13 protein-coding genes are annotated in these 14,945 nt (G+C 72.9%); 12 read left to right on the top strand and 1 reads right to left on the bottom strand.

All coding sequences use genetic code 11. The annotated features are described in order from the left end of the window. Window positions 1-73 precede the first annotated feature (73 nt). The 11 genes from AC07CM_RS00790 to AC07CM_RS00740 all read left to right on the top strand — a co-directional run bounded on the left by AC07CM_RS00790 (window position 74) and on the right by AC07CM_RS00740 (window position 13,915). On the top strand, window positions 74-793 hold the full coding sequence (locus AC07CM_RS00790; RefSeq protein WP_478874139.1) for a class I SAM-dependent methyltransferase: 720 nt from the start codon (window positions 74-76) through the stop codon (window positions 791-793). A 395-nt stretch (window positions 794-1,188) separates the two neighbouring features. Then, window positions 1,189-2,604 carry a glycosyltransferase family 2 protein gene (locus AC07CM_RS00785; RefSeq protein WP_478874445.1) on the top strand — a complete coding sequence of 472 codons (1,416 nt, stop codon included), beginning with the start codon at window positions 1,189-1,191 and terminating at the stop codon, window positions 2,602-2,604. Beyond that, window positions 2,601-3,638, top strand: coding sequence for a glycoside hydrolase family 26 protein (locus AC07CM_RS00780; RefSeq protein ID WP_478874138.1), 1,038 nt, complete (start codon window positions 2,601-2,603; stop codon window positions 3,636-3,638). Before AC07CM_RS00785 ends, AC07CM_RS00780 begins: the two co-directional genes overlap by 4 nt. An 18-nt stretch (window positions 3,639-3,656) precedes the next feature. Next, window positions 3,657-5,333: an ArnT family glycosyltransferase gene (locus AC07CM_RS00775; protein WP_478874137.1), complete on the top strand. Its 1,677-nt coding sequence runs from the start codon at window positions 3,657-3,659 to the stop codon at window positions 5,331-5,333. Window positions 5,334-5,394: 61 nt separating this feature from the next. After that, window positions 5,395-6,228 carry a M55 family metallopeptidase gene (locus tag AC07CM_RS00770; RefSeq protein WP_478874136.1) on the top strand — a complete coding sequence of 278 codons (834 nt, stop codon included), beginning with the start codon at window positions 5,395-5,397 and terminating at the stop codon, window positions 6,226-6,228. After that, window positions 6,221-7,525 carry a M20/M25/M40 family metallo-hydrolase gene (locus AC07CM_RS00765; RefSeq protein ID WP_478874135.1) on the top strand — a complete coding sequence of 435 codons (1,305 nt, stop codon included), beginning with the start codon at window positions 6,221-6,223 and terminating at the stop codon, window positions 7,523-7,525. The genes AC07CM_RS00770 and AC07CM_RS00765 overlap by 8 nt, the downstream gene beginning before the upstream one ends. A gap of 3 nt (window positions 7,526-7,528) precedes the next feature. Next, on the top strand, window positions 7,529-9,493 hold the full coding sequence (locus tag AC07CM_RS00760) for a dipeptidyl-peptidase 5 (RefSeq protein ID WP_478874134.1): 1,965 nt from the start codon (window positions 7,529-7,531) through the stop codon (window positions 9,491-9,493). Beyond that, on the top strand, window positions 9,490-10,413 hold the full coding sequence (locus AC07CM_RS00755; protein ID WP_478874133.1) for a S66 peptidase family protein: 924 nt from the start codon (window positions 9,490-9,492) through the stop codon (window positions 10,411-10,413). The genes AC07CM_RS00760 and AC07CM_RS00755 overlap by 4 nt, the downstream gene beginning before the upstream one ends. A gap of 22 nt (window positions 10,414-10,435) precedes the next feature. Beyond that, complete coding sequence (locus AC07CM_RS00750) at window positions 10,436-10,987, top strand: GNAT family N-acetyltransferase (protein WP_478874132.1); 552 nt, start codon at window positions 10,436-10,438, stop codon at window positions 10,985-10,987. A 26-nt stretch (window positions 10,988-11,013) separates the two neighbouring features. After that, on the top strand, window positions 11,014-11,907 hold the full coding sequence (locus AC07CM_RS00745; protein ID WP_478874131.1) for an arginase family protein: 894 nt from the start codon (window positions 11,014-11,016) through the stop codon (window positions 11,905-11,907). Between the two features lie 46 nt (window positions 11,908-11,953). Continuing rightward, window positions 11,954-13,915 (top strand): DUF5107 domain-containing protein, encoded by a 1,962-nt coding sequence (locus AC07CM_RS00740; protein WP_478874130.1) that lies wholly within the window; start codon window positions 11,954-11,956, stop codon window positions 13,913-13,915. Window positions 13,916-13,927: 12 nt separating this feature from the next. On the opposite strand, the gene AC07CM_RS00735 is transcribed toward AC07CM_RS00740, so the two are convergent. After that, window positions 13,928-14,275: a VOC family protein gene (locus tag AC07CM_RS00735; RefSeq protein ID WP_478874129.1), complete on the bottom strand. Its 348-nt coding sequence runs from the start codon at window positions 14,273-14,275 to the stop codon at window positions 13,928-13,930. A gap of 93 nt (window positions 14,276-14,368) precedes the next feature. Here AC07CM_RS00735 and AC07CM_RS00730 point away from each other — a divergent pair, with 93 nt between their 5' ends. Further along, window positions 14,369-14,809 (top strand): phage holin family protein, encoded by a 441-nt coding sequence (locus AC07CM_RS00730; RefSeq protein WP_478874128.1) that lies wholly within the window; start codon window positions 14,369-14,371, stop codon window positions 14,807-14,809. The last annotated feature ends 136 nt before the right edge of the window (window positions 14,810-14,945 follow it).

The following is a 14,945-nucleotide window of genomic DNA, read 5'->3' as shown; positions in this document are numbered from 1 at the left end:
GGCCTCCGGCCTCTTGCCCAACCCGCGGTCGCCGCGATATCCCGATCACGGAACCGACCGTGGGGAGATCGCAATGAACGTCTCGGACAACTATCGCGAGAACTGGGAGAGTTACTGGCGCGAGACCTCCGACGCCACGGGTGAGGCGATCTGGGACTCCGATCCCTCCCTCACCGCCGAGCCGCACAGCGAACTGCTCCTGCCGTACGCGGACACCGCGCGGACCATCGTGGACCTCGGCTGTGGCAACGGCACCCAGACCCGCTACCTGGCCACCCGGTTCGCACGGGCCGTCGGCGTCGACCTCTCGCACGCCGCCGTCGAGCACGCCCGCCGCGCCGCCGACGGCGCCCCCGCCGAGTTCCAGCAGCTCGACCTGACCGACGCCGGCGCCGTTCAGGCCCTGCACGACCGGCTCGGCGACAGCAACGTGTACATGCGGGCCGTCATCCACCAGAGCGAGCCGGCCGCCCGCGCCGCGGTGGCCGCCGCCGTCGCCGCGATCATCGGCAGCGAGGGACGCGCCTTCGTGGTCGAACTCACCTCGGGCTCGCGGGACGTCCTCAAGCACGCCGCCGCCGGACCGGACGGACCGGGTCCCAAGCTGCGCCGGGTCTTCCACCACAACCTCAAGCCCGCCGACGCGGACGACGAGGAGATCCCGCGCCTGCTCGCCGAGGCCGGCCTGAAGGTGCTCGCCGAGGGCGATACGACCCTGCCGCAGACCGAGAACCTCGCCGACGGCACCCGTATCGACCTGCCGGCGCGCTGGTTCGTACTGGCCGGAAAGTGAGGGCCCCCGGACCCCGGACTGACCCGTGGAGCGCGGGACGGACAGCCGGCGCGGCCGCCGTCCCGCGTGGCCCGCGCCGCCCCGGACCGGACCCGGGGAGGGAGGCCGGAGCGAAACGGTCCGGCCGTGACGAAGCCGTGTCCCTTCAGTGAAGATCCGTCCTATAGCATTCTCCTCGCGAAATCACCCGAAGGTGTAGAGGGGGGCCCTCAGCCGTGACCGTTCGTACGGCCGAAGTACGCAGCCGAGGGCGGCGGCGTGCTCCGCGCTCCGGGCGCCCGCCGGCCCCCGAAGGGTTGCTGCCCACGCCCCCCGACGAACGGGAGAAGTACAGCTACGTCAAGCGCCACACCTGGGTGCTGACCTCCAGCTCCTTCCTCGGCTTCGTGTGCGTGATGCTCAGCCAGGCCGACACCGCCCGGCACAGCGCGTGGATCTGGGTGTTCGCGCCCACCCTGCTGCTGGCCGTCGTCGGCTTCCTGATATCCATGCGCCTGGAGGCGTTCGCGCCCGGCTTCGGCCTCAAGGCCCACCGGCGCCTCGTCCGCCGCTGGCAGCCGCGGCACTACCCGAGCGTCGACGTGTTCCTGCCGGTGTGCGGCGAGCCGCTCGAGGTGCTGCACAACACCTGGCGGTATGTGCAGATCCTCGCCGACACCTACCCCGGCCACGTCGACGTCCTCGTGCTCGACGACGGCGACAGCGCGGAAGCCGCCGCCATGGCAGCCGACTTCGGCTTCCGCCACCTGGTGCGCCCCAACCGGGGCTGGATGAAGAAGGCGGGCAACCTCCGCCACGGCTTCGAGAACTCCTCCGGCGAGGCCATCCTCATCCTCGACGCCGACTTCGTCCCGCGCGCCGACCTCCTGCACGAGCTGTTGCCGTACCTGGACGCCGACCCGCGCTGCGCCATCGTCCAGTCCCCGCAGTACTTCCGGGTGCTGGACCAGCAGAACTGGATCGAGCGCGGCGCCGGCGCCGTACAGGAGCTGTTCTACCGCTCGGTGCAGGTCTCCCGGCAGCGCAGCGACGGCTCGATCTGTGTCGGCTCCTGCGCCGTCTACCGGCGCGCCGCCCTGGACGAGATCGGCGGCACCAGCCTCATCGAGCACTCCGAGGACATGCACACCGGCTTCGACCTGCGGGCCCGCGGCTGGGACCTGCACTACGTGCCGCTCGCGCTGTCCACCGGGATGTGCCCGGACACCATCGGCGCCTACTACAACCAGCAGTACCGCTGGTGCATGGCCTCGATGAGCATGCTCGGCAGCCTGCGCGACTTCTGGCAGGTGCGCATGCGCTTCGCCAGTCGCCTGTGCTACATCTCCGGCTTCGTCTACTACATCGAGACGGCCCTGCTCACCTTCACCACCCCGCTCATCGCGCTGACCCTGCTGATCCACTACCCGGACCAGCTGCAGGCCACCAACTACTGGATGGTGCTGCCCAGCGTGCTCTACCTGACCGTGGTCTACCCCCTGTGGCACCGAAACCCCTACCGGCTGGAGGCCTGGGCGACCCGGGTGATGTACGGATGGGCGCACGTCTTCGCCATCTGGGACGTCGTGCGGCGCCGCCCGATGGGCTGGCAGCCCACCGGATCCAGCGGCGCCAAGAAGAACAAGACCCGCCGCTTCTGGGGCGGAATGTGGCTGTGGAGCGCCCCCACGGCCGTGCTGTGGCCCGTCTTCGCCGTGTGGCGCATGACCGGCGCCCACCCGGAGAACTTCGCGCTGATGCTGGCCTCCGGCCTGTTCTACGCGGTGGCCGTCGGCCGGGTGCTGATCCAGCCGAAGGAGGTGGCCGCGTGAAGACCGGCCGCACACGGGTCACGGCCCTCGCCCGCGCACTGGCTGCCCTGCTGACCGGGATCGTCTGCCTGACGGGCTGCGTGAGCTCCGGCCCCGCCCCCATCGGCGCCGGCGGCGACGGAGCCCAGCCGGCCGCGTCCCTGGCCGGCGGCGGCGCGACGTACGCGCCCGCACAGCCCTACGACGTCACCCCGCTGCTGCACCCGAAGGCCAAGTACTTCGGTGCCACCTTCGACGGCGTGCCCAAGGACCTGAGCCCCGTGGGCCGCTACGCCTCCAAGGTCGGGCGGACGCCCACGATGCTGGAGTACTACCTCGGCTGGGGCGACGAACTGCAGGCGGACCAGACCCGCACCGTCTGGGAGAACGGCCAGCTGCCGTACATCGCCTGGGAGCCGCACAAGGCCACGCTCGCGCAGATCGCCGACGGCAGCCAGGACGCCTACATCGTCAGCACCGCCCGTACGCTGCGCGCCGTGAACGTCCCCGTGGCGATCAGCCTGGCCCACGAGATGAACGGTGCCTGGTACCCCTGGGGCACCAAGAACGCGACCCCGGCGCAGTTCGTCAAGGCCTGGCGCCATGTGCACGACGTCTTCCAGGACGAGGGCGTGTCCACGGTCATCTGGGTCTGGAGCCCGAACGTCGTCAACCCGGTGCCCCAGGTGGCCCTGAAGCCGTACTACCCCGGCGACGGGTACGTCGACTGGGTCGGCGTGGTCGGCTACTACGCCCGCACCGGCGCCCAGGACTTCCCGGCCCTCTTCGGACCGACCTTCCGGCAGATCCGGACCTTCACACAGCGGCCCTTCCTGCTCGCCGAGACGGGTGCCCAGCCCACCCTGCGCAAGAGCGCGCAGATCACGGAACTGCTCAAGACCGTCGCCACCCGCAGTGACGTCGTGGGCTTCATCTGGTTCGACCTGGACAAGGAGACGGACTGGCGGGTCGAGAGCAGTCCCGAGACGCTGGCGGCCTTCCGTGCGGCGGCCCGAAACCACCGGTACGACCTCGACTTCGCCGCCCTGAAGTAGACGAGACAGAAAACCACGATGACCTATACGGAGCCCGGCCTGCCGGTGCACGAGGAGACCCTGCAACTGAGGGTCCTGCCGCCGCCACCGGCGGAGGCCGACCCCGGCTTCTCCTTCGTCGAGCAGCCGCTGCCCGGCTGGACGCTGCCGCCGCCCGTTCACATGGGCTGGGCCGCCGACACCGGTCGCCGGCGCCGCATGGTCGGCCTCGCGCTGCTCGCCGTGGTCCTGCTCGTCCAGGCCGCGCTGTCGCTGCGGCTGAGCAACTCCGCCTTCGAGGACGAGGCGCTGTACGTCTACGCCGGGCACGTGGAGATCGGCCATCTCTTCTTCGGGGCGCCCGACTACGGCGGTTTCGACTCCTACTTCTCCGGCGCGCCCGTCCTGTACCCCGTGCTGGCGGCCGCCGTGGACTCCGTGTTCGGCCTCGCCGGGGTCCGCGCGCTCAGCCTGCTGTTCATGCTGACGGCCACCGCCTGCCTGTACGGGCTGACCCGGCGGTTGTTCAACGAGCGCGCCGGGCTGTGCGCCGGCGCGCTGTTCGCCGTCTCCATGCCGACGCTCTTCCTCGGCCACTTCGCGACCTACGACGCGATGGCCGTCTGCCTGCTGGCCCTCACCGCATGGCTCCTGGTGGTGATCGCACCTCGGCACTGGGCCCTGGCCGTGCCCGTCGGGCTGGTCGCCGCGCTCGCGGTCGCCGTGAAGTACGCCTCCGCGCTGTTCCTGCCGACGCTGGTGCTGCTCTACGTGCTGGCCGCCTACCGCCACCACCATGTGCGCCGCGCACTGCTGCGCGGCGCACTGTTCGGCGTGGCCACCATCGGCGCGTTCGGCGGCGGGCTGGTGGCCAGCGGTTACCTGACGGCGATCCAGAGCACCACCACGGCCCGCGCCCACGGGGACACGCCCGCCTGGCAGATCCTCCACGACACCGGCCGCTGGGCGGGCCTGCTGGTCGCCGTCGCCGTGCTCGGCACGGTCACCTACGCCCGCACCGCCCGGCTGAGCGAGATCCCCGGCTGGCGGCGCGCCGTCCCGGGGCGACGCTGGCGCACCTGCCTGGGCGTGCTGCTCACCGGAACGGCCCTGCTCGCACCCGCGTACCAGATCCATCTGCAGACCGAGACGTCCCTGCAGAAGCACATCGGCTTCGGGCTGTTCTTCGCCGCGCCGATGGCAGGCGTCGGGGTGACCCGGCTGATGGGCGCCCACTTCAAGTTCCCGCAGTGGGCCATCGCCATCGGTGCCGTCGCCCTCACCCTCGGCCTGAGCCAGTCCGCCGCCTACTTCGGCAGCTGGCCGGACACCCGCTATCTGGTGCCGCAGCTGGCCTACACGGTGCGTCCGGGGCAGCACTGGCTGGGCGATCCGAAGGAGGGCCCGGTGTACTACCTCAGCCGCGAGCGCCGCACCTCCTACCAGGACTGGCTGTCGTTCTTCTTCATCGACTACAAGACGCACGACGGCCGTCACCTGTCGGGCATCCCGGGCTACCGCGCGGCCGTCCGCGAGGGATGGTTCGACGGGGTGGTGCTGGACTACTCCGGCGGCCTGCCCCCGGCCGAGGAGGCCGTGCGCCAGGAGATGCGCGCCTCCGGCCGCTACCGGCTGACCAGCTCGCTGCCGTACCGGACGTCCACCGGCGCCGGGCACTTCGAGATCTGGGTCAGGCAGGGCGCCGGCAGGCACTGAGGACGCGAGAGGGCCGCCCCGTCGTAGCCTGTCCGCGCCGCGGCGCGTAACGTGACGCATCATGAAGATCCTGATCAGCGCCGACATGGAGGGGGCCACCGGCGTCACCTGGCCGGCCGACGTGCTCCCCGGGACGCCGCAGTGGGAGCGGTGCCGCTCGATGTTCACCTCGGACGTGAACGCGGCCGTGCTCGGCTTCCTCGACGGCGGCGCCGACCAGGTGCTCGTCAACGAGGCCCACTGGACCATGCGCAACCTGCTGCTGGAGCAGCTCGACGAGCGGGTCGAGATGCTCACCGGGCGGCACAAGGCGCTGTCGATGGTGGAGGGTGTGCAGCACGGTGACGTGGACGGCATCGCGTTCATCGGCTACCACGCGGGCGCCGGCATGGAGGGGGTCCTCGCCCACACCTACCTCGCGAACCAGATCACCGGGGTGTGGGTGAACGACGTCCGGGCGAGCGAGGGTCTGCTGAACGCGCACGTCGTCGCCGAGTACGGCGTACCGGTCGTGCTCGTCACCGGTGACGACCTGGCCTGCGAGGACGCGCTGGGATACGCGCCCGAGGCGCTGAAGGTCGCGGTCAAGGACCATGTGTCCCGGTATGCGGCGGTCTGCCGTACCCCGGCCCGGACCGCCGCCGACATCCGCGCGGCTGCCAAGGAGGCCGTTTCGCTCGCGGTCCGTCACGAGCCCGTGCAGGGCGGGCCGTTCACCGTCGCCGTCGAGTTCGACGCCGAGCACCTGGCGATGGCGGCGACCGTCGTCCCGGGCGTCGCCCGCGTCGGCGAGCGCAAGGTGGCGTACACCAGCGACACCATGTACGAGGGAATCCGGACCTTCAAGGCGGTCACCACGATCGTCTCGGCCGCGGTGGAGGAGCAGTATGGCTGACGAGCAGGCACTGGACGAGGTCGTCGAGTTCACCTCCGGGCTGATCCGGATCGACACCACCAACCGGGGCGGCGGCGACTGCCGGGAGCGGCCCGCCGCCGAGTACGCGGCCGAGCGGCTGGCCGCCGCGGGCCTGGAACCCCTGCTGCTGGAGCGGACACCGGGGCGGACCAACGTGGTCGCCCGGATCGAGGGCACCGACCCGTCCGCCGACGCCCTGCTCGTCCACGGCCACCTGGACGTGGTGCCGGCCGAGACCGCCGACTGGAGCGTGCACCCGTTCTCGGGCGAGATCCGCGACGGCGTGGTGTGGGGACGCGGCGCCGTCGACATGAAGAACATGGACGCGATGATCCTCGCCGTCGTCCGCTCCTGGGCCCGGCAGGGCGTACGGCCCCGCCGCGATCTCGTCATCGCGTTCACCGCCGACGAGGAGGCCAGCGCCGAGGACGGCTCCGGGTTCCTCGCCGACCGGCATCCGGAGCTGTTCGAGGGCTGTACGGAGGGCATCAGCGAGTCCGGTGCCTTCACCTTCCACGACGGCGCCGGACGGCAGTTCTACCCGATCGCCGCGGGAGAGCGCGGCACCGGCTGGCTGAAGCTCACCGCCCGCGGCCGGGCCGGACACGGCTCCAAGGTCAACAAGGAGAACGCGGTGACCCGGCTGGCCGCCGCCGTCACCCGCATCGGCGAGCACGAGTGGCCGCTCAGGCTCACCCCGACCGTACGGGCCGCCCTCACCGAAATCTCCGCCCTCTACGGCATCGACCCGGACTTCACCGATGTGGACCGGCTGCTGGACAAGCTCGGCCCGGCCGCCAAGCTGGTGGAGGCGACCATCCGCAACAGCAGCAACCCGACCATGCTGGACGCCGGCTACAAGCTGAACGTCATCCCCGGTGAGGCGGTCGCCTTCGTCGACGGGCGCTATCTGCCGGGCGGCGAGGAGGAGTTCCGCACCACCCTGGACCGGCTCACCGGGCCGGACGTGGACTGGGAGTTCGCCCACCGGGAGGTGGCCCTGCAGGCTCCCCTGGACTCGCCGACCTACGCGAGGATGCGGGCGGCCGTCGAGGAGTTCGCCCCCGAGGGCCACGTGGTGCCGTACTGCATGTCCGGCGGCACCGACGCCAAGCAGTTCTCCCGGCTCGGCATCACGGGCTACGGCTTCGCGCCGCTGAAGCTGCCCGAGGACCTGGACTACCAGGCGCTGTTCCACGGCGTCGACGAGCGGGTGCCCGTCGAGGCCCTGCACTTCGGCGTCCGGGTGCTGGACCGCTTCCTGCGGACGGCCTAGGCGATGGGGGACGAGATGCTGAAGGCGGCCTACGGTTCCTGGCCCTCGCCCATCGACGCGGCGCTGGCCGCCGCGCACGACGGACAGCCGGAGTGGGTGGGTTTCGTCGGCGACGAGATCTGGTGGACCGAGCCCCGGCCCGCCGAGGGCGGCCGCCGCGCGCTGGTGCGCCGCCTGGCCGACGGCACGGAGGAGTCGGTGCTGCCCGCGCCGTGGAACGTGCGCAGCCGGGTCATCGAGTACGGCGGCCGGCCCTGGACCGGGGTGGTCCGGGACGGCACGCCGCTGGTCGTGTTCACGCACTTCGCCGACCAGCGGCTCTACCGGTACGAGCCCGGCGGCGAGCCGCGCCCGCTGACGCCCGTCTCCCCGGTGGGCGACGGCCTGCGCTGGGCGGAGCCCCAGGTGGATCTCGCCCGCGGCGAGGTGTGGTGCGTCCTGGAGGAGTTCACCGGCGAGGACCCGGGCGACGTACGGCGTGTCCTCGCCGCCGTTCCGCTGGACGGTTCGGCCGCCGAGGACCGGGCCGCCGTACGCGAACTCTCCGACGACGGGCACCGGTTCGTCACCGGTCCCCGGCTCTCGCCCGACGGGCGACGGGCCGCCTGGCTCGCCTGGGACCACCCCCGGATGCCGTGGGACGGCACCGAACTGCTGGTCGGCGAGGTCGGTGACGACGGCACACTGCACGCGGTCCGCACGGTCGCCGGCGGGCCGGAGGAGGCCGTCGCCCAGGCGGAGTGGTCCGCCGACGGCCGTCTGCTGTACGCGAGCGACCGCAGCGGCTGGTGGAACCTGTACCGGGACGGCACGCCGCTGTGCCCGCGCGAGGAGGAGTTCGCCGGGCCGCTGTGGAAGCTCGGCCTGCGCTGGTTCGCGCCGCTGGCCAACGGGCTCGTCGCGGTCGTGCACGGCCGCGGCTCGACCGTGCTCGGGATCCTGGACCCGGAATCCGGTGAGGTCGTCGACGCCGCCGGACCCTGGACCGAGTTCGGGTCCACCCTCGCGGCCCACGGCGAACGGGTCGTCGCGGTCGGCGCCAGCCCGCGCACCGCCCCCGAAGTGGTCGAGCTGGACACCCGCGGCGGGCGCGCCCGGGCCGTCGGCGCCCGGCACCGGGACCCCGTCGACCCGGCGTACTACCCCGAGCCGCAGATCCGCACCTTCACCGGACCCGACGGACGCGAGGTGCACGCGTACGTCTACCCGCCGCACCACCCCGGCCGCACCGCCCCCGACGGCGAGCTGCCGCCGTACGTCATCTGGGCGCACGGCGGACCCACCAGCCGGGTTCCGCTCGTCCTCGACCTGGAGATCGCCTACTTCACCTCGCGCGGCATCGGGGTCGCCGAGGTCAACTACGGCGGCTCCACCGGGTACGGCCGCGCCTACCGCGAGCGACTGCGCGAGCAGTGGGGCGTGGTCGACGTCGAGGACTGCGCGGCCGTCGCCCTCGCCCTGGCCGAGGAGGGCACCGCCGACCCCGACCGGCTCGCCATCCGGGGCGGCAGCGCGGGCGGCTGGACCACCGCGGCCTCCCTGACCACCACGGACGTCTACGCCTGCGGCACCATCAGCTATCCCGTCCTCGACCTCGGCACCTGGGGCCCGGGGGAGACCCACGACTTCGAGTCGCGGTACCTGGAGTCGCTGATCGGCCCGCGCGCCGAGGTGCCCGCCCGGTACGCCGAACGCTCGCCCACCGCGCACGCCGACCGGCTCACCGTGCCCTTCCTGGTGCTGCAGGGCCTGGACGACGTGATCTGCCCGCCCGCCCAGTGCGAGCGCTTCCTCGCCGAGGTCGAGGGCCGGGGCGTGCCGCACGCCTACCTCACCTTCGAGGGGGAGGGACACGGGTTCCGGCGGGCCGACACGATGGTGCGCGCCCTGGAGGCCGAACTGTCCCTGTACACCCAGGTGTTCGCACTGGACGTCCCCGGTGTCCCGAAGCTGGAGCTGAACACGTGAGAGAACTGCTGCGCCCCGCCCGGCTGGCCCCCGGCGCACGCGTGGCCGTGGTGGCCACCAGCGGGCCGGTGCCCGAGGAACGGCTGCAGGCGGGCCTGGACGTGCTGCGCGGGTGGGACCTCGACCCGGTGGTCGCCCCCCATGTGCTCGACCGGCACGACGAGTTCGCCTACCTGGCGGGCACTGACGCGGACCGCGCCGCCGACCTCCAGAACGCCTGGTGCGACCCTGCCGTGGACGCGGTCCTGTGCGCCCGCGGCGGTTACGGCGCGCAGCGGATGATCGATCTGCTCGACTGGGAGACCATGCGCGCGGCCGGTCCCAAGGTGTTCGTCGGCTTCAGCGACGTCACCGCCCTGCACGAGGCCTTCGCCACCCGCCTCGGGCTCGTCACCCTGCACGGGCCGATGGCGGCGGGCATCGACTTCGTCAAGAACGAGCGGGCCAAGGAGCACCTGAGGGCCACTCTGTTCGCTCCGGAGACCGTCCGCACCATCGCCTCCGGCGGCACCGCCCTGGTCCCCGGCCGGGCCCGCGGCGTCACCCTCGGCGGCTGCCTGTCCCTGCTCGCCGCGGAACTGGGCACCCCGCACGCCCGTCCCTCGGCGCGCGGCGGGCTGCTGTGCCTGGAGGACGTCGGCGAGGAGACCTACCGGCTGGACCGCTACCTCACCCAACTGCTGCGCGCGGGCTGGCTCGACGGGGTGAGCGGGGTGCTGCTCGGCTCCTGGGAGCAGTGCGACCCCTACGAACGGGTGCGGGCCCTGCTCACCGACCGGCTCGGCCCGCTCGGCGTCCCCGTCGTCGAGGACTTCGGATTCGGGCACTGCGCGGGGGCGTTGACCGTTCCCTTCGGAGTCGCCGCCGAACTCGACGCGGACGCGGCCACCTTGACGATGGAGGAGCCCGCGCTGCGCTGAGTCCGGCGCGTAGGCTGGCCGGATGCCGAACACCTCACCCCGCTACCTCGCCGAAGGCCCGCGCGTGGCCATCCGCTCCTTCACCCTCGAGGACGGCCCCGAGTTCACCGCCCGGGCCCGGGAGAGCAAGGACCTGCACCGGCCCTGGCTGTTCCCGCCGGACACCGACGAGGGTTACGCCGCCTACGCCGGATCTCTCATCGAGGACCCGACCAAGGCCGGGTTCCTGGTGTGCGAGAGGGACACGGGGGAGATCGCCGGATTCATCAACATCAACAACATCGTCCGGGGCGGCTTCCAGTGCGGCGCCCTCGGCTACGGCGTCTTCGCGCACGCGGCCGGCCGGGGGCTGATGCGCGAGGGCCTCGACCTGGTGATCGGATACGCCTTCGGGCCGTTCGGACTGCACCGGCTGGAGATCAACGCGCAGCCGGACAACGCGGCCTCCGTCGCGCTGGCGCGTGGCGCCGGCTTCCGGCTGGAGGGCTTCTCGCCGGACATGATCTACATCGACGGGGCCTGGCGGGACCACGAACGCTGGGCGCTGACCGCCGAGATGAGGGCTACCGGCTGATCGTGCGCTCGGCGAGGATGGACCGCATGCGGACTCTCGTGGTGATCGACGCCCCCTCCAACCTCGGCCTGCGCCCACCCGTCCCCGGCACCGTGCCCGGCTGCTACAAGCTCGCCGGGGCGCTGCGGGAACAGCGCGTCGTCGAGCGGCTGGGCGCGCGGGAGGGCGGAGTGGTGGTACCCCCGCGCTACGACCGGGGCGACTGGCGCGAGGGCGACGGCGTCTTCAACGCGGCCGCGCTCGCCGCGTACACCGTCAAGCTCGCCGACCGCCTCGAACGCCACGTCCGCGCCGGTGACTTCCCCGTCGTCCTCGGCGGCGACTGCTCCATCCAGCTCGGCGCCTCCCTCGCGCTGCGCCGCCTCGGCCGCTACGGGCTGGCCGCGGTCGACGCCTCTCCCGACTTCCGGCACCCCGGCAACTCCGAGCGGGTCGGTGCGGCCGGCGGGGAGGAGGCCGCGCTGGCCACCGGCCGCGGGCAGCGGGACCTGACGGACCTGGAAGGGCGCAGGCCCTACCTCCGCGACGAGGACGTGCGGTTCTTCGGCATCCGGGACTGCTTCGAGGAGGACCGGGCCGAACTCGCCGCGCTGAAGATCCCCGTGGTCACCGTCGGGGACATCCGCGAGTGGGGCGCCGACGCCCTCGCCCGGGCCACCGCGCAGGCCTTCGAGGTGCCACAGCTCGACGGCTTCTGGGTGCACCTGGACGCGGACGTCCTCGACCCGTCCGTCATGCCCGCCGTCGACAGCCCCGACCCGGACGGCCTTCAGCCCGGGGAACTGGTCGCGCTGCTGCGGCCCCTGCTCGCCTCCCCGCGGTGCGCCGGCCTCAACGTCACCATCTACGACCCCGACCTCGACCCGGACGGCACGGCGGGCGCGCTGCTCGCGGACGTGGTCGTGGACGCCTTTGCGTAATCCTGACCGGCAGCCACCCTGGCCGACCGGACGAGCGCCGGGTTCCATGGTCGTCGTGACGAGGATCCGACGTGAGGTACTGACCCTGCCCGCCGCGCGGTTGGGCCCCGACAACCCCCTGCCCCCGCTCCGCCCGCTCGACGAACTCCACCGCCTCGACGACCGGGACCGCGACGACTTCCCCCGCGACATGGCCCGGCAGCTCGGCCTGGAGCCGCTGCACAGCCTGCTGCCGGTCCGCGTCCGTGACGGGTACGGCAGAACCCGCGAACCCCGGGCCGTCGACGCGCTCGTGATCGAGAACGACCGGCTGCGCGCCACCGTCCTGCCCGGCCTCGGCGGTCGCGTCGCCTCCCTCGTCCACCTGCCCACCGAGCGCGAACTCCTCTACCGCAACCCGGTGTTCCAGCCGGCCGACTTCGCCCTCAACGGCGCCTGGTACTCCGGCGGCATCGAATGGAACATCGGCGCCACCGGCCACACCACCCTCTCCTGCGCACCCCTGCACGCGGCCCGTGTCCCCGCCCCGGACGGCGGCGAGATGCTGCGCCTGTGGGAGTGGGAACGGCTGCGCGACCTGCCCTTCCAGGTCGACCTGTGGCTCCCCGAGGGCTCCGACTTCCTCCTCGCCGGCGTCCGCGTCCGCAATCCGCACGAGCGCCCGGTGCCCACGTACTGGTGGTCCAACATCGCCGTGCCCGAGGACGTACGGGTACTCGCCCCCGCCGAGGATGCCTGGCACTTCGGCTACGAACGCCGCCTGCGCCGGGTGCCCGTCCCGTCGTACGACGGCGTCGACCGCACCCACCCCCGCAACAGCCCCTACGCCGCCGACTACTTCTACGAGGTGCCGGACGGCAGGCGCCGTTGGATCGCAGCGCTGGACGCGGCCGGGCACGGTCTGGCGCAGACCTCCACCGACGTGCTGCGCGGCCGCAAGCTCTTCGTGTGGGGCAGCGGGCCCGGCGGCCGGCGCTGGCAGGAGTGGCTGACCGGGCCCGGCACCGGCGGCTACTGCGAGATCCAGGCCGGACTCGCCCGCACCCAGCTGGAACACGTCCGGCTGGAGCCGGAGAGCGAGGTGTCCTGGCTGGAGGCGTACGGCCCGCTCGACGCACCCCGCGAGGGGGAGTGGACGGCGGTCGTCCGGGAGGCCGAGGAGCGGCTCGCGGAGGCGCTGCCCCGCGCCCGCGTCGACGAGGCCCACGCGGCCTGGAAGCCGCACGCCGACACCGAACCCGGCGAGATCCTCGCCACCGGCTCCGGCTGGGGCGCGCTCGAAGTGCTGCGCGCCGACTGGAAGCTGGCCGGCACGCCGTTTCCCGAGTCCACCCTCGGGGATGCGCAGGCGCCCTGGCGCGAGCTGCTGCGCACCGGCACCCTGCCCGAGCCGCGCCGGGTCCGCCCGCCCCACGAGACGCTCGTAGCGCCGCACTGGCGGGACATGCTGGAGACCGCGCCCGCCACCCCGCACACCGAGTACCACCTCGGCATCGCCCAGTGGCACGCCGGCGACCGCGCCCAGGCCGTCCGCAGCTGGGAACGGGCCCTCCCGCTCGCCCCGTCACTGTGGCCGCTGCTGCGCTGCCTGGGCGTCGCCGACCAGGAGTCGGGCCACCACGAGCGAGCCGCCGACCGGTACGCGGAGGCCTTCGAGGACCTGTGCCGCGAACGGCGGGACGACGGCGAGACCTGGACGGCCGCCGTGGCCGCCCTCGGCCGCGAGACCCTGCAGGCGCTGCTGCGGGTCCGGCGGACGGCCGACGCCCGCGCCGTGTGGGAACGGCTGCTGCCCGCAGTCCGCCGACGTGGCCGGTTCCGGCTGCTGGAGGCGGAACTGCTGCTCGCCGAGGGGCGTCGCGCCGAGGCCCGGGCCGTCTTCGACACGGACATCGAGGTGGCGGACCTGCGGGAGGGCGACGACGTGATCGGCCGGCTGTGGGCCCGGCTCACCGACGAGCCGCTGCCCGCCCGCCACGACTTCCGGATGCGCCCGGACACGCCATGAGCCGTGGGCCGGTCAGCCCCCGTGGTCGACGTACTCGAAGATCGCGCCGTCCGGGTGCATCGCGAGCAGGTTCCGGCCCACCGGCGTCGGCACGGGTCCCGCGATGATCCGGGCGCCCAGGTCGGTCAGCAGCCGGTGGGCCTCGTCCACGTCCTTCACGGCGATCGTGGCCGCCACCTTGCGCAGCACCTCCAGTTCGGACTCGGGACCGCTCATCAGCAGGAAGGAGCCGATCGCGGCGACCTGGACACCACCGCGTTCGAACCGGAGCGCTCTGCCGCCCGCGAGACGCTCGTAGAAGGGGACCGCGGCTTCGAGGTCGTCGACGCAGATGCGCAGTGAGGCGCCCAGAATCTCCATGCGCACGAGCCTAGTTGGGGCGATCCGACGCGCACAGGCCACGGCCCCCGGCCGACTCTGTTACCCACCGTGCCCAGCGGGTACCCGCAGTTCATGGACCGTTCTGATCACCTGGAACATCTGGACAAGCACCTCGTCGAAGAGCTGGCACAGGTGGCGCGCGAGACGGTACGCGAGGAACTGCGCGAGCAGAGCCGCAAGCAGCGCCGCACGGCCATGCTCTACGCCGCCTCGGGCGCCGTCGCCCTGTACGCGGGCGGCGCGGTCGCGCTCGCCCTCGGCCTGGGCCTCGCGGCGGGCCTGCCCGGCTGGGCGGCCGCGCTGATCACCGCGGCGATCCTGGGCGTGCTCGCCTACCTGCTGCGCGGCGCCGCCCGCCCGAAACACCCCCACGGCGCGGCCGCGAGCGGCACCATGGGCGGAACCCCACCGGTCGCCCCGCCCGGCGGCCTGGGCATGCCGTACCCGCCGATGCCGACCAACACCCCGCCCCGCCCGGACATGGACCCGGAGGGCCCCCACCACCGGGCCTGACGGCCCGACGTGACGCCCGAGGGGCGGGGGGGGGGGGGGCCGCGCCCCCCGGACACCCGACGAGGCGCTCTACCCCCCGCAACACGGGCGGCACCTTCGATGGGGGGAGGCGGAGAACCCCCTTCCCCCGCCTTGG

Source organism: Streptomyces sp. NPDC044061 (assembly GCF_056434305.1).
The sequence above is the reverse complement of the archived record's forward strand: the minus strand, read 5'-3'. Positions and strand labels throughout refer to the sequence as shown.

What these genes read in the sequence shown, in the direction of transcription:
- AC07CM_RS00790 (WP_478874139.1), top strand. Translation starts at nt 74, where the DNA reads ATGAACGTCTCGGACAACTATCGCGAGAACTGGGAGAGTTACTGGCGC.
- AC07CM_RS00785 (WP_478874445.1), top strand. Translation starts at nt 1,189, where the DNA reads ATGCTCAGCCAGGCCGACACCGCCCGGCACAGCGCGTGGATCTGGGTG.
- AC07CM_RS00775 (WP_478874137.1), top strand. Translation starts at nt 3,657, where the DNA reads ATGACCTATACGGAGCCCGGCCTGCCGGTGCACGAGGAGACCCTGCAA.
- AC07CM_RS00770 (WP_478874136.1), top strand. Translation starts at nt 5,395, where the DNA reads ATGAAGATCCTGATCAGCGCCGACATGGAGGGGGCCACCGGCGTCACC.
- AC07CM_RS00765 (WP_478874135.1), top strand. Translation starts at nt 6,221, where the DNA reads ATGGCTGACGAGCAGGCACTGGACGAGGTCGTCGAGTTCACCTCCGGG.
- AC07CM_RS00760 (WP_478874134.1), top strand. Translation starts at nt 7,529, where the DNA reads ATGGGGGACGAGATGCTGAAGGCGGCCTACGGTTCCTGGCCCTCGCCC.
- AC07CM_RS00750 (WP_478874132.1), top strand. Translation starts at nt 10,436, where the DNA reads ATGCCGAACACCTCACCCCGCTACCTCGCCGAAGGCCCGCGCGTGGCC.
- AC07CM_RS00745 (WP_478874131.1), top strand. Translation starts at nt 11,014, where the DNA reads ATGCGGACTCTCGTGGTGATCGACGCCCCCTCCAACCTCGGCCTGCGC.
- AC07CM_RS00740 (WP_478874130.1), top strand. Translation starts at nt 11,954, where the DNA reads ATGGTCGTCGTGACGAGGATCCGACGTGAGGTACTGACCCTGCCCGCC.
- AC07CM_RS00735 (WP_478874129.1), bottom strand. Translation starts at nt 14,275, where the DNA reads ATGGAGATTCTGGGCGCCTCACTGCGCATCTGCGTCGACGACCTCGAA.
- AC07CM_RS00730 (WP_478874128.1), top strand. Translation starts at nt 14,369, where the DNA reads ATGGACCGTTCTGATCACCTGGAACATCTGGACAAGCACCTCGTCGAA.